The 16,781-nt window shown below is 39.4% G+C and carries 19 protein-coding genes; 4 read left to right on the top strand and 15 right to left on the bottom strand.

Features of this window, described 5'->3' with window-relative positions; genetic code table 11:
- Window positions 1–111 precede the first annotated feature (111 nt).
- The 15 genes from DOZ58_RS12380 to rpmH all read right to left on the bottom strand — a co-directional run bounded on the left by DOZ58_RS12380 (window position 112) and on the right by rpmH (window position 12,075).
- Window positions 112–744, bottom strand: coding sequence for a stage II sporulation protein M (locus DOZ58_RS12380; RefSeq protein WP_111888569.1), 633 nt, complete (start codon window positions 742–744; stop codon window positions 112–114).
- Window positions 741–947, bottom strand: a complete 207-nt coding sequence (locus DOZ58_RS12375; RefSeq protein WP_111888568.1) for a DUF951 domain-containing protein — start codon at window positions 945–947, stop codon at window positions 741–743. The genes DOZ58_RS12380 and DOZ58_RS12375 overlap by 4 nt, the downstream gene beginning before the upstream one ends.
- Before the next feature lie 8 nt (window positions 948–955).
- Window positions 956–1,831, bottom strand: a complete 876-nt coding sequence (locus tag DOZ58_RS12370) for a mechanosensitive ion channel family protein (RefSeq protein WP_111888567.1) — start codon at window positions 1,829–1,831, stop codon at window positions 956–958.
- A 9-nt stretch (window positions 1,832–1,840) separates the two neighbouring features.
- On the bottom strand, window positions 1,841–2,494 hold the full coding sequence (locus DOZ58_RS12365; protein ID WP_111888566.1) for a CvpA family protein: 654 nt from the start codon (window positions 2,492–2,494) through the stop codon (window positions 1,841–1,843).
- Complete coding sequence (locus DOZ58_RS12360) at window positions 2,491–3,573, bottom strand: hypothetical protein (RefSeq protein WP_111888565.1); 1,083 nt, start codon at window positions 3,571–3,573, stop codon at window positions 2,491–2,493. The genes DOZ58_RS12365 and DOZ58_RS12360 overlap by 4 nt, the downstream gene beginning before the upstream one ends.
- A gap of 44 nt (window positions 3,574–3,617) precedes the next feature.
- Window positions 3,618–4,514 carry a ParB/RepB/Spo0J family partition protein gene (locus DOZ58_RS12355; protein ID WP_111888564.1) on the bottom strand — a complete coding sequence of 299 codons (897 nt, stop codon included), beginning with the start codon at window positions 4,512–4,514 and terminating at the stop codon, window positions 3,618–3,620.
- Window positions 4,515–4,516: 2 nt separating this feature from the next.
- Window positions 4,517–5,281 (bottom strand): ParA family protein, encoded by a 765-nt coding sequence (locus DOZ58_RS12350; protein WP_111888563.1) that lies wholly within the window; start codon window positions 5,279–5,281, stop codon window positions 4,517–4,519.
- Between the two features lie 233 nt (window positions 5,282–5,514).
- Window positions 5,515–6,237 (bottom strand): 16S rRNA (guanine(527)-N(7))-methyltransferase RsmG, encoded by a 723-nt coding sequence (rsmG, locus tag DOZ58_RS12345; RefSeq protein ID WP_111888562.1) that lies wholly within the window; start codon window positions 6,235–6,237, stop codon window positions 5,515–5,517.
- Window positions 6,230–8,131 carry a tRNA uridine-5-carboxymethylaminomethyl(34) synthesis enzyme MnmG gene (mnmG, locus tag DOZ58_RS12340; protein ID WP_111888561.1) on the bottom strand — a complete coding sequence of 634 codons (1,902 nt, stop codon included), beginning with the start codon at window positions 8,129–8,131 and terminating at the stop codon, window positions 6,230–6,232. Before mnmG ends, rsmG begins: the two co-directional genes overlap by 8 nt.
- Window positions 8,132–8,141: 10 nt before the next feature.
- A complete protein-coding gene (mnmE, locus tag DOZ58_RS12335) occupies window positions 8,142–9,521 on the bottom strand; it encodes a tRNA uridine-5-carboxymethylaminomethyl(34) synthesis GTPase MnmE (RefSeq protein WP_111888560.1) in 1,380 nt (459 codons plus the stop codon).
- 146 nt (window positions 9,522–9,667) lie between these two features.
- A complete protein-coding gene (gene jag, locus DOZ58_RS12330) occupies window positions 9,668–10,297 on the bottom strand; it encodes an RNA-binding cell elongation regulator Jag/EloR (RefSeq protein WP_111888559.1) in 630 nt (209 codons plus the stop codon).
- 30 nt (window positions 10,298–10,327) lie between these two features.
- The gene (locus DOZ58_RS12325) at window positions 10,328–11,290 is read right to left on the bottom strand and encodes a YidC/Oxa1 family membrane protein insertase (RefSeq protein WP_111888558.1); all 963 of its coding nucleotides are present in this window, start codon (window positions 11,288–11,290) and stop codon (window positions 10,328–10,330) included.
- Between the two features lie 34 nt (window positions 11,291–11,324).
- Window positions 11,325–11,537, bottom strand: coding sequence for a membrane protein insertion efficiency factor YidD (gene yidD, locus DOZ58_RS12320; protein ID WP_111888557.1), 213 nt, complete (start codon window positions 11,535–11,537; stop codon window positions 11,325–11,327).
- Between the two features lies 1 nt (window position 11,538).
- Window positions 11,539–11,877 carry a ribonuclease P protein component gene (gene rnpA, locus DOZ58_RS12315; RefSeq protein ID WP_111889764.1) on the bottom strand — a complete coding sequence of 113 codons (339 nt, stop codon included), beginning with the start codon at window positions 11,875–11,877 and terminating at the stop codon, window positions 11,539–11,541.
- Window positions 11,878–11,940: 63 nt separating this feature from the next.
- Entirely contained in the window at window positions 11,941–12,075 is a 135-nt protein-coding gene (gene rpmH, locus DOZ58_RS12310; protein ID WP_041669680.1) for a 50S ribosomal protein L34, read from the bottom strand.
- Window positions 12,076–12,537: 462 nt separating this feature from the next.
- Here rpmH and dnaA point away from each other — a divergent pair, with 462 nt between their 5' ends.
- The 4 genes from dnaA (at window position 12,538) to recF (ending at window position 16,770) form a co-directional block, all read left to right on the top strand.
- Window positions 12,538–13,893 carry a chromosomal replication initiator protein DnaA gene (dnaA, locus tag DOZ58_RS12305; protein WP_111888556.1) on the top strand — a complete coding sequence of 452 codons (1,356 nt, stop codon included), beginning with the start codon at window positions 12,538–12,540 and terminating at the stop codon, window positions 13,891–13,893.
- 195 nt (window positions 13,894–14,088) lie between these two features.
- Window positions 14,089–15,201, top strand: a complete 1,113-nt coding sequence (gene dnaN, locus DOZ58_RS12300) for a DNA polymerase III subunit beta (RefSeq protein WP_111888555.1) — start codon at window positions 14,089–14,091, stop codon at window positions 15,199–15,201.
- A gap of 235 nt (window positions 15,202–15,436) precedes the next feature.
- Window positions 15,437–15,676, top strand: a complete 240-nt coding sequence (locus tag DOZ58_RS12295; protein WP_111888554.1) for an RNA-binding S4 domain-containing protein — start codon at window positions 15,437–15,439, stop codon at window positions 15,674–15,676.
- Window positions 15,658–16,770 carry a DNA replication/repair protein RecF gene (gene recF, locus DOZ58_RS12290; RefSeq protein WP_111888553.1) on the top strand — a complete coding sequence of 371 codons (1,113 nt, stop codon included), beginning with the start codon at window positions 15,658–15,660 and terminating at the stop codon, window positions 16,768–16,770. Before DOZ58_RS12295 ends, recF begins: the two co-directional genes overlap by 19 nt.
- Window positions 16,771–16,781: the final 11 nt, after the last annotated feature.

Below are 16,781 nucleotides of genomic sequence, written 5' to 3'. Positions count from 1 at the left end.
CCATTTCACCTCCTCATGGACTATGGCTCACTTTTCCAGCAAGCAAGGATTACAGCTTTTAATTATATCATATCTTTCAATTCATGCAAGTGTTTTGTTTTAATATTTTATTCACGCCGGCAGAACGACATTAAAAAGAATTGGCGTCAAAAATGTTTCAATAAATGCCGCAACGAAGAAGAGTGGGATGACCCATAATACGTAAATACGCAAACATCCTATAAATGCCTGTTTCAATTCGCCTTTAATACTTCTTTTTAGAATTGCTTTAACTAACTTAAAGCAGATATTAACCCCTAATGTCACCCCAAGGATCAGTGCCGGGATCTCAATAATCCCATGTGGTAAAATACCAACTAAAAAGACAAACCAACCAAAGCCGTTTGTTTGATAGACGGCTCCAATAAGCCCGATCACGATGGCATTGGAGGCCAATGAAAACATTGGTAAAAACAAAAAAGGAATCATTCCCAAAAGGATGCTGATCCCACTGGCGATGACGTTATTAAAGAAAATTCCAAACCATAATTCGACGCCAGTGCTGTTAAGAAATTCCTTTTGATTGAATAAAGACTGCAATTCTTTAAAATAACTTTGACTCAATCCGGGATCATTTAGAAATAGTAAGGTATTTAAAATAATCATTATTCCAAAAAATGCCAGACAAAAATAGTATGTCGATTTTAGATTTTTTTCAAAGTACGTTTCTGCACCATTCCAATGGGTCATAAAATAAGTTTTCATTTTTCTACCTTGTCCTCATTGATCACAACTTTTTTTATCTGCTTATTAAACTTGGAGCGCGGTAGCATAACAATATGGCCACAACCAAGACACTTAATCTTGATATCCGCCCCCATCCGGATGATTTCCCACTGGAAACTCCCACAGGGGTGCTTTTTTTTCATTTCAACCCGATCCCCAAGTTCATAAATCTTTGTTTCCATGTTTCACCTCAGCTTTTTTCATGCATTTTTTTAATTGCTTCGCGATTGTAAATAACGGTTTTATTATATGGTATTTCGATCCCTCTTTCATCAAAGACTTCTTTGATGCGCTGTCTTAGGGTATTTTCAGCCATAAATTTAGATGAGGCGTCCTCATCGCAAACGACACGAATATTAACTGCCGATGGATCCAGTCGGGTTACACCCAGTATTTCTGGTCGTATTTTAAACAGATCCTGATGATTCTCATGAAGATCCGTACATATTTCTTCCAGTATTTCCTTCACCTTGTTAATGTCTTCCTCATAAGCAAAACCCACATCGACAATGGCTTTTACATATCCCTTGGAAAAATTTATTAAGCGGTCAATTTTTCCGTTATGAATAATAAAGAGCCCGCCATCAAATTCCCTGACACTGGTGGTGCGGATGCCAATACTCTCCACGATCCCATAGTGTGTCTCATCGATGATCACATAATCGCCGACACTGAATTGATTTTCAAAGACAATCACAAAGCCGCTCATTACATCTTCGACAATACCCTGGGCACCAAAACCAATGGCCAGTGTTCCGACTCCAGCTACTGCCAGTAGTGAACCCACATTAATAAACTGACCCAGGATAATCAAGCTCGCCAGGGTCCAGACGCCGGCTCTAATGGCGGCTTTTGTAACATGGTTTAAGGTCGTGATTCGACGGATATCCCGGGGTTCAAGACCGAGCTTTTCGGGGTCAAAAACCCGATTGACCACACCATAGGTTATTTTTAGGCTGATCACTACAGCAATCAGCACAATTACCGAAACCAGAGTTTTTTGTAAAAGATTCGAAAAATCGATTTGGCTTAAATAAGATGAAAAACTTGCTGTTAAAGACTCCATTATTATCTCCTATTGAATTCCGATATAGCTACGCACAATTGGTACCACTATTTGAATCAGACTGCTATTCTCGGCCGTTGGTAAATTTGTGACACCGCCGGTTGAAAGATTGATTGCTGAAAAGATCCAAAGCATAACGGCGATGATTGAGCCCCCTAAAATCAGCCCAAGGAGCGTTCCCGCCAGACGATTGATTGTTCCAATGACGGGCATTTTGGTGATCCCGAGAAAAATAATCTGCAGGATCCAACATAAAATAGTGACCCCCAAAACAATGATTCCAAAACTGATGCTTTGAGCAATCCCATGCCTAATCAACCCCGCTATCGCGGTTAGGCTCTGGTCCACTACCGATTGGCCACCGCTTATGAGCGCGTCTCCCAACAGCGAGGTGGTTAAGCCACTTTGCTGGGCCCCAAGATCGATCAGCGACTGCGAAACAGCTTCCACATTTATGGTTTCGAACAGGCCATTAAGTACGCCTGACTGAATCAGCCAGTCTGCCAGCAGTGGTGAAAAAATCCAGGCTATTACAAAAGATGCAATAAATCCCCCGAAACTAATCAGGGTATTTATTGCACCTCGTTTGTATCCTGCGATTCCTGAAAGCAAGCAAATCAGGATGCAAATAAAATCAAGTGATGTTAATGATGATAAACTCATTTTTTATTCCTGTAATATTCTTCAATATCTTCTTCATTAATAATCCGCACTGCGCTGGTTTCTTTTAAAAACGACTTATCGTCTGTTTCTTCATGCTGATTTATACCTTTGTTTAAATCATCCCGTTCAATGCGATTCGATTGGTTCCATTGATCGACCGAATCCGACTGCGCCTTGCTAGCAGCCTTAGCTGCTGCTATTTCCGGTATCGCCGCTGGCTTAATATCCGTTTCAAACGTTGGCGGAACTTTTTCAGCGTTAAAGCGTTTTTCTTCCCCAGTGGCGTCAACACTCTCGAAAAGACCGGATTCGGACCTTTCTCGACGTGGTTTTCGGTAATTTATTCGTTCTGGTGCAACATAATTCTCTTCAATGATTACCCCTGTCATGCTCATTGTTTCGGTATCCTTAGGTGTGAAACCTTCATTGATCTGTTCATTAGAAAGTCCATCCAGACCAATACTTTCCCGTTTCGGCATTTTTGATTTTCGACGGGGTTTTCTCTTGTCTTTCTTTGCTTCTGCTTCAAACTCCAAATCCCGCTGATCTTCCGCTCTCGTCTCTTCCCGATATTTTCGGCCGATGATTCGTCCTAAAATAATGCCAAAGAGCTGAAATACAATTGTCAGAATTAAGGCGATTCCGAACAGGATAAAGATTGATATTTCACTGCCAATCAGTTGATAAATTAACCCATATGGCAAATACCAAAAGATCGTCGGCGCGGCAATAAAGGAAAATTGATTCCAGATACTATTGGTGTCCTGTCCCGGATTCATAGTGGCAACAACGGTTAATGTGACCGTTAAAACAATAATTGGTATCAAGCTGTAAACTACATATTTAAGTGCCCTTGGCTTTTCATTTCCACTGATGTTTTTAAAACTGATGGCAAACAAGATTATCCAAAACATCCCAATGGTTAGCAATTGAACGCCATTAAATAAATAGTTAAAATCACTTGACCTGAGTTGATCAAAGACATTTTTAAATATCAGAACAATCACAATATAGAGGATATTTCCCAATACTGCAGCTTCTAACGCCGACAATCGCCTCTTTCTTTTGATTTGATTCATTATTTTCTCCATTTCATAATTGAATTGTCATAATTTGACGGGTTTTAGTTTGTTTTTTCATATCCCAATTGTTCGAGCAGACGATCCAATTCTTCCAGTGACGAATAGACAAACTCAATTTTCCCTTTTTTACCGCGGCTGCTTAAATGAACTTTAGTCTCAAATTTTTTCTCTAAAGCATCCTGAATTTCGATGATATATCCCTTATTATCTTCTTTTTTCTTCTGCAACGGTTTTGCCAAACCTTCTGCCTGCATTTTTTTTATGCGGTTTTCTGCTTCCCGGACACTCATTCCCTTTTCAATGATCTCATTCGCAAAGGTGATCATTTTTTCCGGATCATCCAAAATCAGAATGGCTCGGGCATGGCCCGATGTAATCTCACCCTGAGCTAACTGCTCCTGAATTACTTTAGGCAGTTTTAAAAGCCTGAGCGTGTTGGCAATGGCTGTTCGGCTTTTCCCGATTCTTATGCCAATTTCACCCTGAGTTAGATTGAAGTTTTCCATCAGCGCCACAAAAGCCATCGCTTCTTCCATGCTATTTAGGTTTTCCCGCTGCACATTTTCAATAATGGCAATTTCCAGAACTTCTTCCGGGGGCAAGTCTTTTACGATTACCGGAACCTCTTTCAAGCCAATCATGTTTGCCGCCCGCCAGCGTCGTTCTCCCGCAATAATAGTATAACCTTTTGCTTCAGGTTTAACCACCAGTGGCTGAACGATGCCATGTTCTTTGATTGAAGCGCCCAATTCTTCCAATTTATTGCGATCAAAGGTTTTTCGCGGTTGTTTCGGATTTGGCTTAAGATTATTTGTTTTTACATAAAAAACAAGCTTCTCAAGATCAACCGCCAAAACCTCATCTTCTTGTGAAGTAACCATCGCTTCTTCAGGAAACAACGCTCTCAAACCTTTTCCTAAACCTGTATTTTTTCCCATAACTACTCCTGTCTCTGTATGAACTCTTTTGCAAGGGCAAGATATGCTTTTGATCCCTTTGAAGCGTTGGCATATTCAAAAATAGTCTGCCCGTAACTGGGTGCTTCTGCTAGCCGTATATTTCTGGGAATCATCGTTTCATAAACCTTATCCTTGAAATAATCAACCACCTCATCGACAACCTGGTTTGATAAGTTCGTCCGGCTATCGAACATGGTCATCAGAACACCCTCAATTTCCAGTTGAGGATTGAGTCCCTGTTTGACCAGACTGATGGTATTCATCAGTTGACTTACTCCTTCTAAGGCATAAAACTCACACTGAATCGGGATTAGTACCGTATTTGTCATCGCCAGCGCATTAATGGTTAATAATCCGAGTGATGGCGGGCAGTCAATAAATATATAATCATAGAATGGTTTGACATTCTCAATGCTATTTTTGAGGCGCAATTCTCGTTGTGACATGTTTGTCAGTTCAATTTCAGCCCCAGCCAGATCGGGATGGGATGGAAGAATATGAAGATTCTCGTAAGAAGTAGTCAAAATAATCTCTTTCAGGTCGTCACCATGGATAATGCCATTATAAACACTTTTTTTTAGATTATTCTTTTCAATTCCGAATCCGCTGCTGGTATTGCCCTGGGGGTCAATGTCAATAACCAGGATCCGGTATCCTTCTAAACTGAGGGCAGTGGTTAAGTTGATATTGGTGGTGGTTTTTCCAACCCCACCTTTTTGATTAAATACTGCCACGATTTTCGCCATACTCTACTCCTTAAATTTAATCACTCGCACTATCCTTGCAAAACGACCATAAGCAATCTGGCTCGTTTAGTTCTGATACTGTTAATTATTACGGGCCTCATGTTTCACGTGAAACATGAGAAAAACTAATCCTCTGTATATTTCATGTTTAAGCGATGTTTCACGTGAAACATCGCTTAAAAACCCGATCAAATAGTATCATAAAAGCCTTTATTTCTTCTTGCAATTTTGATTTAAACGGGAAAGGCTTCCTTTTTAATCTTACCATTCATTCGCGGAAAAAGATCGGGTGTTGATTTAATTTTTTCAACATTCATTATAACATGAACATAATCGCTTTGCAGTAATAAACCTTTTTCGATTTCAACTATTTTTCCACCTAAAACGGCAATTGACTTTCTGGCCGCCTCCAACTCTTCCTGGTAGTCGCGCCCTTTCATCGATAAAAACTGTCCGCCGACCTTTGTCAGTGGTAAACAATATTCAGAAAGCAGGGTCAGGTTGGCAACTGCCCTAGATGTGACAACCCCATACTTTTCACGATAGTTACTGTCCTGCCCCAATTCTTCCGCCCTGCCATGAAGGACTTGTACGTTTTTTATACCTAACTCCATGGCAATGGAAGAAACCACATTGAGCTTCTTTTTAGTGGAATCCATCAGGGTAATCTGGGCGTCCGCTAATAATATCGCCAAAGGGATTCCGGGAAAGCCGCCGCCGGTTCCTACATCAAGGATGCTCGCCTGAGGATCTTTGATTAGCTTAAGCAAGGTCAGGGAATCAAGTAAATGAAGCTTAATGAACTCATCTTCATCAGTTATCCGAGTCAAATTGATGTGTTTGTTTTTTTCCAGAAGCTGATCCATATAAGCGATCAGCTTTTCTCCCTGTTTTTCGTTAATGGTAATTTCAACCTCTTTGCCCAGATTAATTAATTTCTCGATACGATTATTCATGATCTGTTCCCTCTTTATCTGAATTTCTTCGGCGTTGCTCCAGGGCGATTAATAAAACCGAAATATCCGCTGGTGACACACCAGAAATTCGAGATGCCTGACCGATCGACAATGGTTTTATTTCCTGAAGCTTTTCGGCCGCCTCAATCCGGAGTCCCCCTATTTTTGCGTAATCAAGCGCCTGGGGAATCAATTTGTGTTCGAGCTTTTTAAATTGCTCCACCTGCAGTAATTGTTTTTTGATATAGCCTTCATATTTAATCTGTACCTCAACCTGTTCCACCACGCTCCAGTGAAGGGCTGGTCGTTCTGGATCAAAGACCTCCGTTTGCAGGTATTTAATTTCCGGTCGCCTGAGTAGCTCCCCGATTGGTAAACCATGCTCAATCTCTGAGCTGCTAAAAGATTTAAGCATCGCGTTGTTTTCCTGATTAGGCTTAACAACAACCTGACTTAAGCGCACGATCTCCTGTTTTATTTGTTCCTTTTTCTCCAGAAATCTTTGATAACGGGCTTCGGCAATCAACCCCACCCGATAGCCGATCTCGGTTAGCCGCAGATCAGCGTTATCCTGCCTTAACAATAATCGATATTCAGCCCGGGATGTCATCATTCGATAGGGTTCGTCAATCCCTTTTGTTATAATATCATCGATTAGCACCCCGATGTAGCCTTCAGATCGATCAATAATCACTGGTTGTTCACCCCGTAAATAGAGTGACGCGTTAATGCCAGCAATCAGCCCCTGAGCAGCCGCTTCTTCGTAACCGGAGGTGCCATTAATCTGGCCGGCAAAAAATAACCCCGTTACCTCCTTGGACTCCAGAGAGGCCTTTAATCGAGTCGGATGAATACAGTCATATTCAATGGCATAAGCCGAACGCATAAACTCTACCTCTTCCATTCCCGGCACCGTTCGGTATAGGGCAATTTGAACCTCTTCCGGCAAACAGGACGACATTCCCTGAACGTAGATCTCGTTGGTGTTAAGACCTTCCGGCTCCATAAAAATCTGATGCCGCTCTTTATCGTGAAAGCGCATCACCTTGGTTTCAATGGAAGGGCAATAACGGGGACCAATACCCACCACGTCACCAGTATACAGTGGTGATCGTTCAATATTGGCATTGATAATATCATGGGTTTCTGCGTTAGTATAGGTCAGGTAACAGGGTACCTGATCAATTTCAATTTTTTCCGTTTCAAAAGAAAAAGGAACAATGTGAGCATCCCCCTCCTGGATAATCATTTTGGTGTAATCCAGGGTTTTCGCATCGACCCGGGCTGGCGTACCCGTTTTAAAGCGCTGCAGCGCGATACCATTTTTTTCGAGGCTGTCCGATAAATACATGGCTGGAAATAATCCGTTGGGTCCACTATCATACTTTACATCGCCAATGATAATGCGTCCCTTTAAATAGGTTCCGCTACAGATAATTACTGCCCGAGCGTTGTAAATGGCTCCGGTATTAACCATCACACCGGTAATCTTCCCGTCTTTTACAATAATCTCAGTCGCTTCCTGTTGTTTTAAAAGTAGGTTCACCTGGTTCTCAATCACTTCTTTCATCCGGAACTGGTAGGCTTTTTTATCGGCCTGCGCCCGCAGCGAATGAACAGCCGGGCCTTTGGCAGTATTTAACATCTTGCACTGAATCATCGTTGCATCAATGGTCTTACCCATTTCGCCGCCAAGGGCATCGATCTCTCTAACCAGATGTCCTTTTCCGGTGCCGCCAATGGACGGATTGCAGGGCATCATCGCTACTGAATCCAGATTGATCGTGAGTAACAGGGTTTTTTGTCCAATTCGGGCACTAGCAAGTGCTGCTTCAACACCCGCGTGGCCAGCACCAATGACGACAATGTCGTAATCTCCTCCTGGATATGTCATACTACTTCCTCTACTTTCCAATGCAAAAATTTTTAAAAATCTGATCGATAATATCCATCCCAACAGCCTTGCCGGTAATTCCCCGAAGCGCCTCTAAGGCCTCCATGACGTCAATACTGACGAGTTCCAGAGGCATTTGACTGGCCATTGTTGTGATGGCATTTTCCAGACTATTTTTAGTTGTTTCCAACAATTGAATGTGCCGGGTATTGCTAATCAGGTAATCGGCATCCTGATTGACACTTCCTTCAAAAACCATATCCAGCATTTTCTGGCGCAGCGTTTTGATCCCCTGTTCTTCCAGTAGCGACATTGGAATCCAGGGCGCTGGTATCTCGAGCGCGGTTTCGGTGATGGTATCGGTCTTGTTGGCAATATAAATGGTTTTGCGGTTTTTAAGTAACTCGATTAATTCCTTTTCGCCGGCGGACATTTCCTTTGAGATATCGCGCATAAAGATCACCAGATTCGTTTGGTTTAAAAGGGCTTTGGATTTTTCCACCCCGATTTTTTCGACCAGATTATTCGTTTCTCTGATCCCGGCAGTATCGATAATTTTAAAGGGAACCCCTTCAATATTAATATATTCTTCAATGGTATCCCGGGTTGTTCCCGGTATGTCGGTGACGATCGCTTTGTTTTCCATTAATAAGGTATTTAATAAGGATGATTTTCCGACATTAGGCTCGCCCAGAATCGCGGTGGTGATACCTTCACGATAAATTTTCCCCGTTTCTGCCACCATCAGGATTTCTTTTATCTTGGTTAACAGCAATCGGATCTGGTTACTCACAAAATCATAGGAGATTTCTTCAATATCGTATTCAGGATAATCAATGTTAACTTCCATATGAGATAGAATCTCAACCAAGGTTGCATCCAGCGCTTCTAATTTTTGCGCGAGCCGTCCTTCTAATTGGGCCACCGAATACTCCAGACTTTTTTCGGTTTTAGCATTGATGATATCAATAACAGCTTCGGCCTGAGTCAGATCCATTCGTCCATTTATAAAAGCCCGCTTGGTAAATTCCCCGGGTTCTGCCAACCGTGCGCCAGAAGCAATGACCAGTTTTAATATTTTGCGCATCGGGACAATTCCCCCATGACAATTAATTTCTACCACATCTTCGGCCGTATAGGAGTGGGGTGCTTTCATTTTTGAAATGAGCACCTCATCAATATCTTTTTTTGTTTCTGGATCGACAATTCGTCCGTAAACTAATTCATGACTTTTAGCCGCTGCCAGGGTTTTTCCCCGGGGATTGACAAATAGCTCATTGCCAAGTGCCACGGCCTGGGCTCCGCTGATTCTAATAATACCAATACCAGCACCACCCATACCGGTAGCAACCGCTGCAATGGTATCTTCACTTTGAAATAAGACTTCCACTTTTTTCTCCTGTCTTAATAATCGTTTCCTAATCTATTATAATATAATAAAAGCCAAAGGATAACAAGTATTAAAAAAGCACTTCACAATTAACTCTTAAGCTAACTTGCAAAGTGCCTGATTATTTCTAAACGTTCTTTAGATCCTTAATTTTTGTCTTTTAATTGGATAACAACCCGGCGATAGGGTTCTTCGCCTTCACTAAAGGTAAATACCTTATCGTGATTTTGAAGTTTTGCATGGATGACACGTCGTTCTGAAGGATTCATCGGTTCTAGCAGCATTTTTTTATGATAATATACTGCTTTATTAGCCATTTTCTCACCCAGATCTTCCAGTGTCTTTTCCCGCTTAGCCCGGTAGTTTTCGGTATCCAGAATCACCCGAACATATTCTTCATGCTGTCGATTGATGACTAAACTAACTAAATACTGGAGAGAATCCAGCGTTTGACCACGACGCCCAATTAAGACGCCCATATCATTACCTTCCAGATCAATGAATAATACTTTATCCTCGAGACGGGTATGGATTTTACAATGAATTTTCATGGCATTAAGAACATCATTTAAAAAATCCAGGGCCCGTTGTTCGGGATTATTTATCAGTGCTACCTCAACGATGGCTTCTTTTTTCCCAAAAAGCTTCATTAATCCACTGTCCGGTACTTGCAATACTTTTGTTTCAACTTGTTCTTTTGTTACACCAAGTTGTTGCAAACCATGGTTAATAGCATCTTCTACGGTTTTACCAGTACCCGTTACTGTCTTATTCATTTTCCCTCTCCTTAGCTTTTTGTCATCATTTTACTTGTTATCATTACGTTGTTTGGCTTTTTGATAAGCTTCTTCCTGAACTGCGTCGCGCTCGGGAATTTCTACTGATGGTTTTTTTCGCTGTACATCAGGTGGCTGATAGGATTTTGAACTTTGTATTTTTTTATTTGACGCTGGCCGTGTTAACGGTTTTTTCGGCTCGTCACTCTGCTCTTTTTTACTGCTTTTAGAGGTATTAGGATTAGCGGCAGCCCGTTTAGCTGCTAATTCAGCTTTCCGTTCTTCTTCCGCTTCACGAACCCGACGCTCCGCTTCTTCAATGGAAATATCCGGTTCTGGAATTTGCATCATAATAAATTGCTGAACAAAAGTAAAGATGTTCTGGACCACCCAATAAAGTGCTACCCCTGCCGGCATCGATATCGAAATATAACCAATCATCAATGGCATCGCATAGAGCATGATTTTTTGTGTTTTAGCATTAGGATCATCCGGATTAGTATTTGGTGATGCTGCCATTGTAAACTTCTGTGTGACAAAGGTAAATACTGCCGCTAAAATTGGCAATACATAAATTGGATCCGGCACGCTTAAACTTTGCATCCATAAAAAAGACATATCAATTGTTTCAATGATCCCATTTGGAAATACCCAAACATCAGGTGCTCTTAATGTGCCATATAAACCAATTAAAATTGGAAATTGGAGTAACAGCGGTAAACAGCCGCCTGCCGGGTTTACTTTAAAGGTTTTGTACAACTTTAAGGTTTCTTCATTTAATTTTTCTTTATTATTTTTATACTTTTTGTTAAGCTTTTGTAACTCCGGCTGAAGGCGTTGCATATCCTTCATGGATTTAGTTTGTTTAATATTAAGCGGTAATAATAATACCTTAATTAATATTGTAAATAGTATAATTGCTAGTCCATAATTTCCAACTAAATTGTAAATTTGAAGTAGCAGCCAACCAAAGATCTGGTATAAAAACTCCATTCATTAACTCCTTAAGTTTTTCTCCCTAATCATTCTAAGGAAGGGGGTCATATCCCCCAGGATTAAAAGGATGGCATCTGAGAATGCGTTTTCCACCCAAATAGGTTCCCCTTAACACACCGTATTTTTCAACGGCTAAAATAAAATACTCTGAACAAGTGGGACTAAAACGACAATTATTTCCTAAAAGAGGTGAAATAAATTTCTGATATCCTCTAACAATTAACACCAGGAATTTTTTTAACATCCTATGGCCTCATGAGATTCTTCTTATAAAACAAATGTTTTAACGACTTTTCCAAACTACTGTACGGCACTTCTTTAATGGATTCCTTAGCAATTAGAATAATATCATACCCCATTTTAAAAGAATCTTCATTATGACGATATGCCTCTTTTATTCGTCTTTTTACCTTATTTCTAATTACAGCTTTTTTAGAAACCTTTTTACTGACAATTATCCCTAAACGATTGGTCTGCGCTTCGTTTTTTAGAAAGTAAATCACAAAGATTTTATTTCCGAAGACATCCCCAATTTTAAAAACACGTTTAAATTCATTTTCCTTGCTCAGGGACTTTATTTTCACCAAAGGAATTCTCCTAATTTTTATTAAACAAAAGACCGCTTTTGATAAACGGTCTACAAAGGATTATGCTGATAATTTTTCTCTTCCTTTTTGTCTTCTCTTCTTTAAAATAAGCCGACCGCTTTTTGCAGACATTCTTTTTCTGAAACCATGTTCTTTTTTTCGTTGTCTAACTTTTGGTTGATAAGTTCTCTTCATTTCGACACCCCCTGACTAAACCTTTATATTCATTTGTTTATAAGCTAATAAGACTTTTACCCTAGAATTATATAATCTCACTTATTTTATGTCAAGTCATATTATCAAATCTAAAGGTTTTTAGCAAGGTTTATGTTTATTTTAATTATATTGAATGACTCACCACAATTTGTTATACTAGGTTCATCAACCAAATTGTGGATAAGTTCTTTAAATTTAGTCAATTAATCCACAAATACCAATGTTTTGTGGATTAATTGGGGATAACTTGTCGATATTTCTGAACTTTCCATTCATTCCTATCTTTTTTATTGGTAAAACTTTTTTAAGTTATCAACAATGTTTCTTATAATTTGCTTGATTTATTTGCCTATTCACATTAAAATAGATTCTCTGTGCATAAGTTAAACTATTATCCACAACGACACGACTTAAATTTATTAGAAATTGGAGGTTCATTTAATGGACACTTCCTTTAAAAAAATATGGGATGCCGCACTTGAAATTATTAAACCGGATATTAGTCCGACCAGTTTTAACACCTGGTTCTTAAAAATAAAGCCCATAAACTATGTCAATAATACTTATTATTTTTTATCGGAAAATGAATTCGAAAAAGGAATCTTGGAAAGTCGGCATATTCCTTTAATCACCAATGCTCTGGCCGAGGTGACCGGAAAAACCGGTCAGGTCAAAATTGTTTTAAAAGAAGAAGATGCAATGATCTCCCAAAATGATGCTTCACCGCAGATATCGCTCACTAATGTGGATGACAAAATATCAAACTATCAAAATAATTCGATGAATCCCAAGTACACCTTTGATAGTTTCGTTATTGGTGAAAATAACCGCTTCGCCCATGCCGCCTGTGTTGCTGTTTCTGAAGCACCATCCGAACGTTACAACCCGCTTTTTATCTACGGCGGTGTTGGTCTGGGAAAAACTCACCTGATGCAAGCAATTGGCCATTATATTTTATCTTATGCGCCGCAAAAAAAGGTTGTTTATGTTTCTTGTGAGAAATTTACCAATGACTTTATCGATGCCATTCAAAATAAGACCAATATTTCGTTTCGCAACAAATACCGAAGCGCGGATATCCTTTTAATTGATGATATCCAATTTTTAGCCAAAAAAGAAGGTACTCAGGAAGAATTTTTTCATACCTTTAATACCTTGCACCAGGAAAATAAACAGATTGTCATCAGTAGTGATCGCCCGCCCAAAGAGATACCAACTCTTGAAGAACGGCTTCGCTCCCGCTTTGAAAGCGGTTTAATCACCGATATTTACGCCCCCAATTTTGAAACCCGGATTGCCATTATCAGAAAAAAAGCCGCCTCTTTCAGCGATGAGATACCAAACGAAGTACTCAGTTTTATCGCTGATAGTATCCATTCTAATATCCGGGAACTTGAAGGCGCTTTAACCACTGTCTTTGCTTATTCTAAACTGCATAAGGTTCCCATTAATCTGGAATCAGCTAAAAATGCCCTAAAAGATATTTTTAGAAAAAAAGAAGATATTGTGATTACCAGTGAATATATTAAAGAAGTGACAGCCAAATACTTCAATATTACTGTTGAAGACATGAATTCTAAAAAAAGAACCCGCTCTATTTCCCTGCCCCGACAGGTTGCCATGTATATTACCCGGGAAATCACTGATTTATCATTGCCCCGGATTGGTGAAGAGTTTGGCGGCCGGGATCATTCAACCGTAATCCATGCCTGTTCAAAAATTGCGGAAGAAATGACAACCAATACTGATTTTAAAAATCTCATCGTCCGAATTGAGCGGGAAATTAACGGCAATTAATAACCCACACGCTTTGTCTGAGTAGTAAGATAGTTATCCACAATTTATCCCCTGGTTTTTTTTCGGTTTTTTGTATCAATGACGCATTTGCCGAGTTATCAACACTGTCCACACCCCCTACTACTATTACTATTACTTTAATCTATATATTTATATATAAAAGGGGTTTTCAAATTTTAAAAAGGAGCGATTTTTATGAAATTCAATTGTTCAAAAGAAAGTTTAATGGCTGCATTATCGATTGCTCAAAAAGCAGTTTCATCAAAAACAACGATGAAAATATTAGAGGGAATTCTTTTTATTGCTGCTGATAATAAATTATTATTAAGAAGTACTGATTTAGAAATTGGTGTGGAAGTAACCATTCCAGCTGAAGTTGAAAGTAGCGGCGAGATTGTGTTAACCGCTAATATCATTGGCGACCTGATTCGTAAAATGTCTGGTTCGGATATTTTCTTTGAAACGGATGCACATCATCAGATTAAAATCGAGTGCTTATTATCCAGTTTTACCTTAAAAGGATTATCGGATGAAGAATTTCCGGACTTTCCGGAAGTTATTGACGACCATATCTTTACCATTGAAGCCGCTGTTTTGAAAGAACTGATTAAGGGAACCTTATTTTCAGTAGCTACAAATGAAAATATCCCCGTTTTGACCGGCGTAAAAATAGAACTTCATGATGATGTGATCAATTTAATCGCCCTTGATGGGTATCGCTTAGCACTTCGAACCGGCACCATTAAAACTCCGGTGACAGAGGATCTTAGCGTCATTATTCCGTCCAAATCATTATCTGAAATTAACAAGGTGTTGGCCAGTTACACGGGTGATGTGGTCGTTAAATTTTCAAAAAATCAAATCTTTTTTGAAATGGACACGATTCAGTTCACCTCCCGACTACTGGAAGGGGATTTTATTAATTATAAACAGATCATCCCTGGCGAAAAAGCCACTCAGGTTAAGGTCAATCGGCGGTTGCTGTTAGAAAGCAGTGAACGGGCGGCACTGTTAGCCCGCGAAGGAAAAAATAACTTAATCAAAATGGATTTTAATCAGGACCAGCTGATTTTAACCTCCAATGCGGAAATTGGGGATGTTTTTGAAGTGATCCCGATTGAGAACCATGGCGAATCTATAAAAATAGCCTTTAACTCCAAATTTTTAATCGAAGCCTTACGGGTAATTGAAGAGGAAGAACTGATGATTGATATGACAACTTCGGTTGGACCGGGGGTTTTGCTTCCTATCGAAGGTAATGAATTTATTTATTTAATCCTTCCGGTGCGAATTGCCGAAGAAAATTAAAAATTTATGGTTAAGATCGTAATTTAAAAAGGGATTTAAATCGAATTAAAAATAGTTTAAAAAATCATAATTATAGAAATGATGTGTTGATTTTTTAGACTATTTTTATTTTTTATGTTATAATACTTAGGTTAGAAGATAAATATATGAAAATTTAATCAATTTTGGCATAAATAAAGGGGATTCGTGCAATTCTCTTTCATTTTTGCCAAAAATATAATGAGCGGGGAAAAATATGCAAATAGTTGAAATTAACACAGAGTTCATAAAAATTGATCAGCTCATCAAATATGCCGGCATTGTCGGAAATGGCAGCGATGTAAAATTGATGATTTTAGATGGTTTAATTTATGTGAACGGGGAGTTGTGTACCCAGCGAAATAAAAAAATAAGAGATGGTGATCTGGTGGAAATCAAGGATTATGATACCCTGCAAGTTAAAGGGATCGGGAAACCATGTTTATCGAAGAGTTAAAACTCATTCATTATCGTAATTATGAAAATGAATCCATCACACCTCAAAAAGGAATTAATATTATCATGGGCGAAAATGCCCAGGGAAAAACAAATCTTATTGAAGCTATGTTTTTTTTATCCCGAGGTTACAGTCATCGTGCTTCAAATGTGGCAGAACTTGCCCAATGGGATCATGATGATTTTTTTATGGCCGCCCAGGTGTTTAGCGATGGCGTCAAACATACCCTTTCGGCTAAAAGTTATCAGGGAAAACGGCAGTTTTTGTTGGATGGAAAGGTAAAAAAAAGAGATAAGATCAATGGGATTTTTAATACCATCCTCTTTGAACCGGATGATTTGAAAATAGTCAAAGAAGGACCTGATAAAAGACGGCGGTTTTTAAATCAGGAAATATCGGGCTTTCGGCCGGAGTATCATTATATTTTAAGAGATTATGAAAAAATACTGAATCAGAGAAATTCCCTGCTTAAAAATATTCATTACGAACCCAGTCTGATTACAACTCTGGATGTTTGGGATGAACAGCTTATTCAAACCGGGGTTCGGCTAATGAATCACCGGATTCGGTATCTGCATCGGCTTAACCGGGAAGCAAATAATCTGCATCAAATACTCAGTCTTGGAAAAGAAACGCTTTCATTATCCTATCTGAATAATATTATCGATTCGCTAGAAGAACTGAACGAAATAAAAAGTTTATACAAAAAACGTTTAGAATCCAGCCGGGAGGAAGAAATTTCACGGGGCGCAACCATTTATGGACCCCATGTGGACGACATGATCATTCAAATTAATGGGAAGGATGCCAGACGCTATGGATCCCAGGGTCAGCAGCGTTCCGCCGCGATTTCACTAAAATTATCCCAAATAGAGATATACTATGACAACACCGGCGAATATCCGGTGGTCCTTTTAGACGATATCTTTTCTGAATTGGATGAGCATCGCCGAAAAAGCATTCTCTCGCTTTTAAATAAAACCCAATCCTTTATCACCTGTACAGAAGATATCTTAAACGATGGCGAAAGTTTTAAAGAAAACCGACACGTCATTGAGATTGTAAAGGGGAAGGTAATCATTAATGAACCATGAAAATCAGGAGG

The sequence above is a fragment of the Acetobacterium sp. KB-1 genome (genome assembly GCF_003260995.1).
Taxonomy (GTDB): Bacteria; Bacillota; Clostridia; order Eubacteriales; family Eubacteriaceae; genus Acetobacterium; species Acetobacterium carbinolicum.
This window is presented reverse-complemented; position numbering and strand designations above follow the sequence as displayed.

Bases quoted from the DNA above. Each gene is read 5' to 3' on its own strand.
- recF (WP_111888553.1), top strand. From the start codon at position 15,658: ATGTTTATCGAAGAGTTAAAACTCATTCATTATCGTAATTATGAAAAT.
- DOZ58_RS12380 (WP_111888569.1), bottom strand. From the start codon at position 744: ATGAAAACTTATTTTATGACCCATTGGAATGGTGCAGAAACGTACTTT.
- DOZ58_RS12365 (WP_111888566.1), bottom strand. From the start codon at position 2,494: ATGAGTTTATCATCATTAACATCACTTGATTTTATTTGCATCCTGATT.
- DOZ58_RS12355 (WP_111888564.1), bottom strand. From the start codon at position 4,514: ATGGGAAAAAATACAGGTTTAGGAAAAGGTTTGAGAGCGTTGTTTCCT.
- dnaA (WP_111888556.1), top strand. From the start codon at position 12,538: ATGGACACTTCCTTTAAAAAAATATGGGATGCCGCACTTGAAATTATT.
- rpmH (WP_041669680.1), bottom strand. From the start codon at position 12,075: ATGAAGAGAACTTATCAACCAAAAGTTAGACAACGAAAAAAAGAACAT.
- DOZ58_RS12370 (WP_111888567.1), bottom strand. From the start codon at position 1,831: ATGGAGTCTTTAACAGCAAGTTTTTCATCTTATTTAAGCCAAATCGAT.
- rsmG (WP_111888562.1), bottom strand. From the start codon at position 6,237: ATGAATAATCGTATCGAGAAATTAATTAATCTGGGCAAAGAGGTTGAA.
- DOZ58_RS12325 (WP_111888558.1), bottom strand. From the start codon at position 11,290: ATGGAGTTTTTATACCAGATCTTTGGTTGGCTGCTACTTCAAATTTAC.
- DOZ58_RS12295 (WP_111888554.1), top strand. From the start codon at position 15,437: ATGCAAATAGTTGAAATTAACACAGAGTTCATAAAAATTGATCAGCTC.
- DOZ58_RS12375 (WP_111888568.1), bottom strand. From the start codon at position 947: ATGGAAACAAAGATTTATGAACTTGGGGATCGGGTTGAAATGAAAAAA.
- DOZ58_RS12350 (WP_111888563.1), bottom strand. From the start codon at position 5,281: ATGGCGAAAATCGTGGCAGTATTTAATCAAAAAGGTGGGGTTGGAAAA.
- mnmG (WP_111888561.1), bottom strand. From the start codon at position 8,131: ATGACATATCCAGGAGGAGATTACGACATTGTCGTCATTGGTGCTGGC.
- dnaN (WP_111888555.1), top strand. From the start codon at position 14,089: ATGAAATTCAATTGTTCAAAAGAAAGTTTAATGGCTGCATTATCGATT.
- jag (WP_111888559.1), bottom strand. From the start codon at position 10,297: ATGAATAAGACAGTAACGGGTACTGGTAAAACCGTAGAAGATGCTATT.
- DOZ58_RS12360 (WP_111888565.1), bottom strand. From the start codon at position 3,573: ATGAATCAAATCAAAAGAAAGAGGCGATTGTCGGCGTTAGAAGCTGCA.
- yidD (WP_111888557.1), bottom strand. From the start codon at position 11,537: ATGTTAAAAAAATTCCTGGTGTTAATTGTTAGAGGATATCAGAAATTT.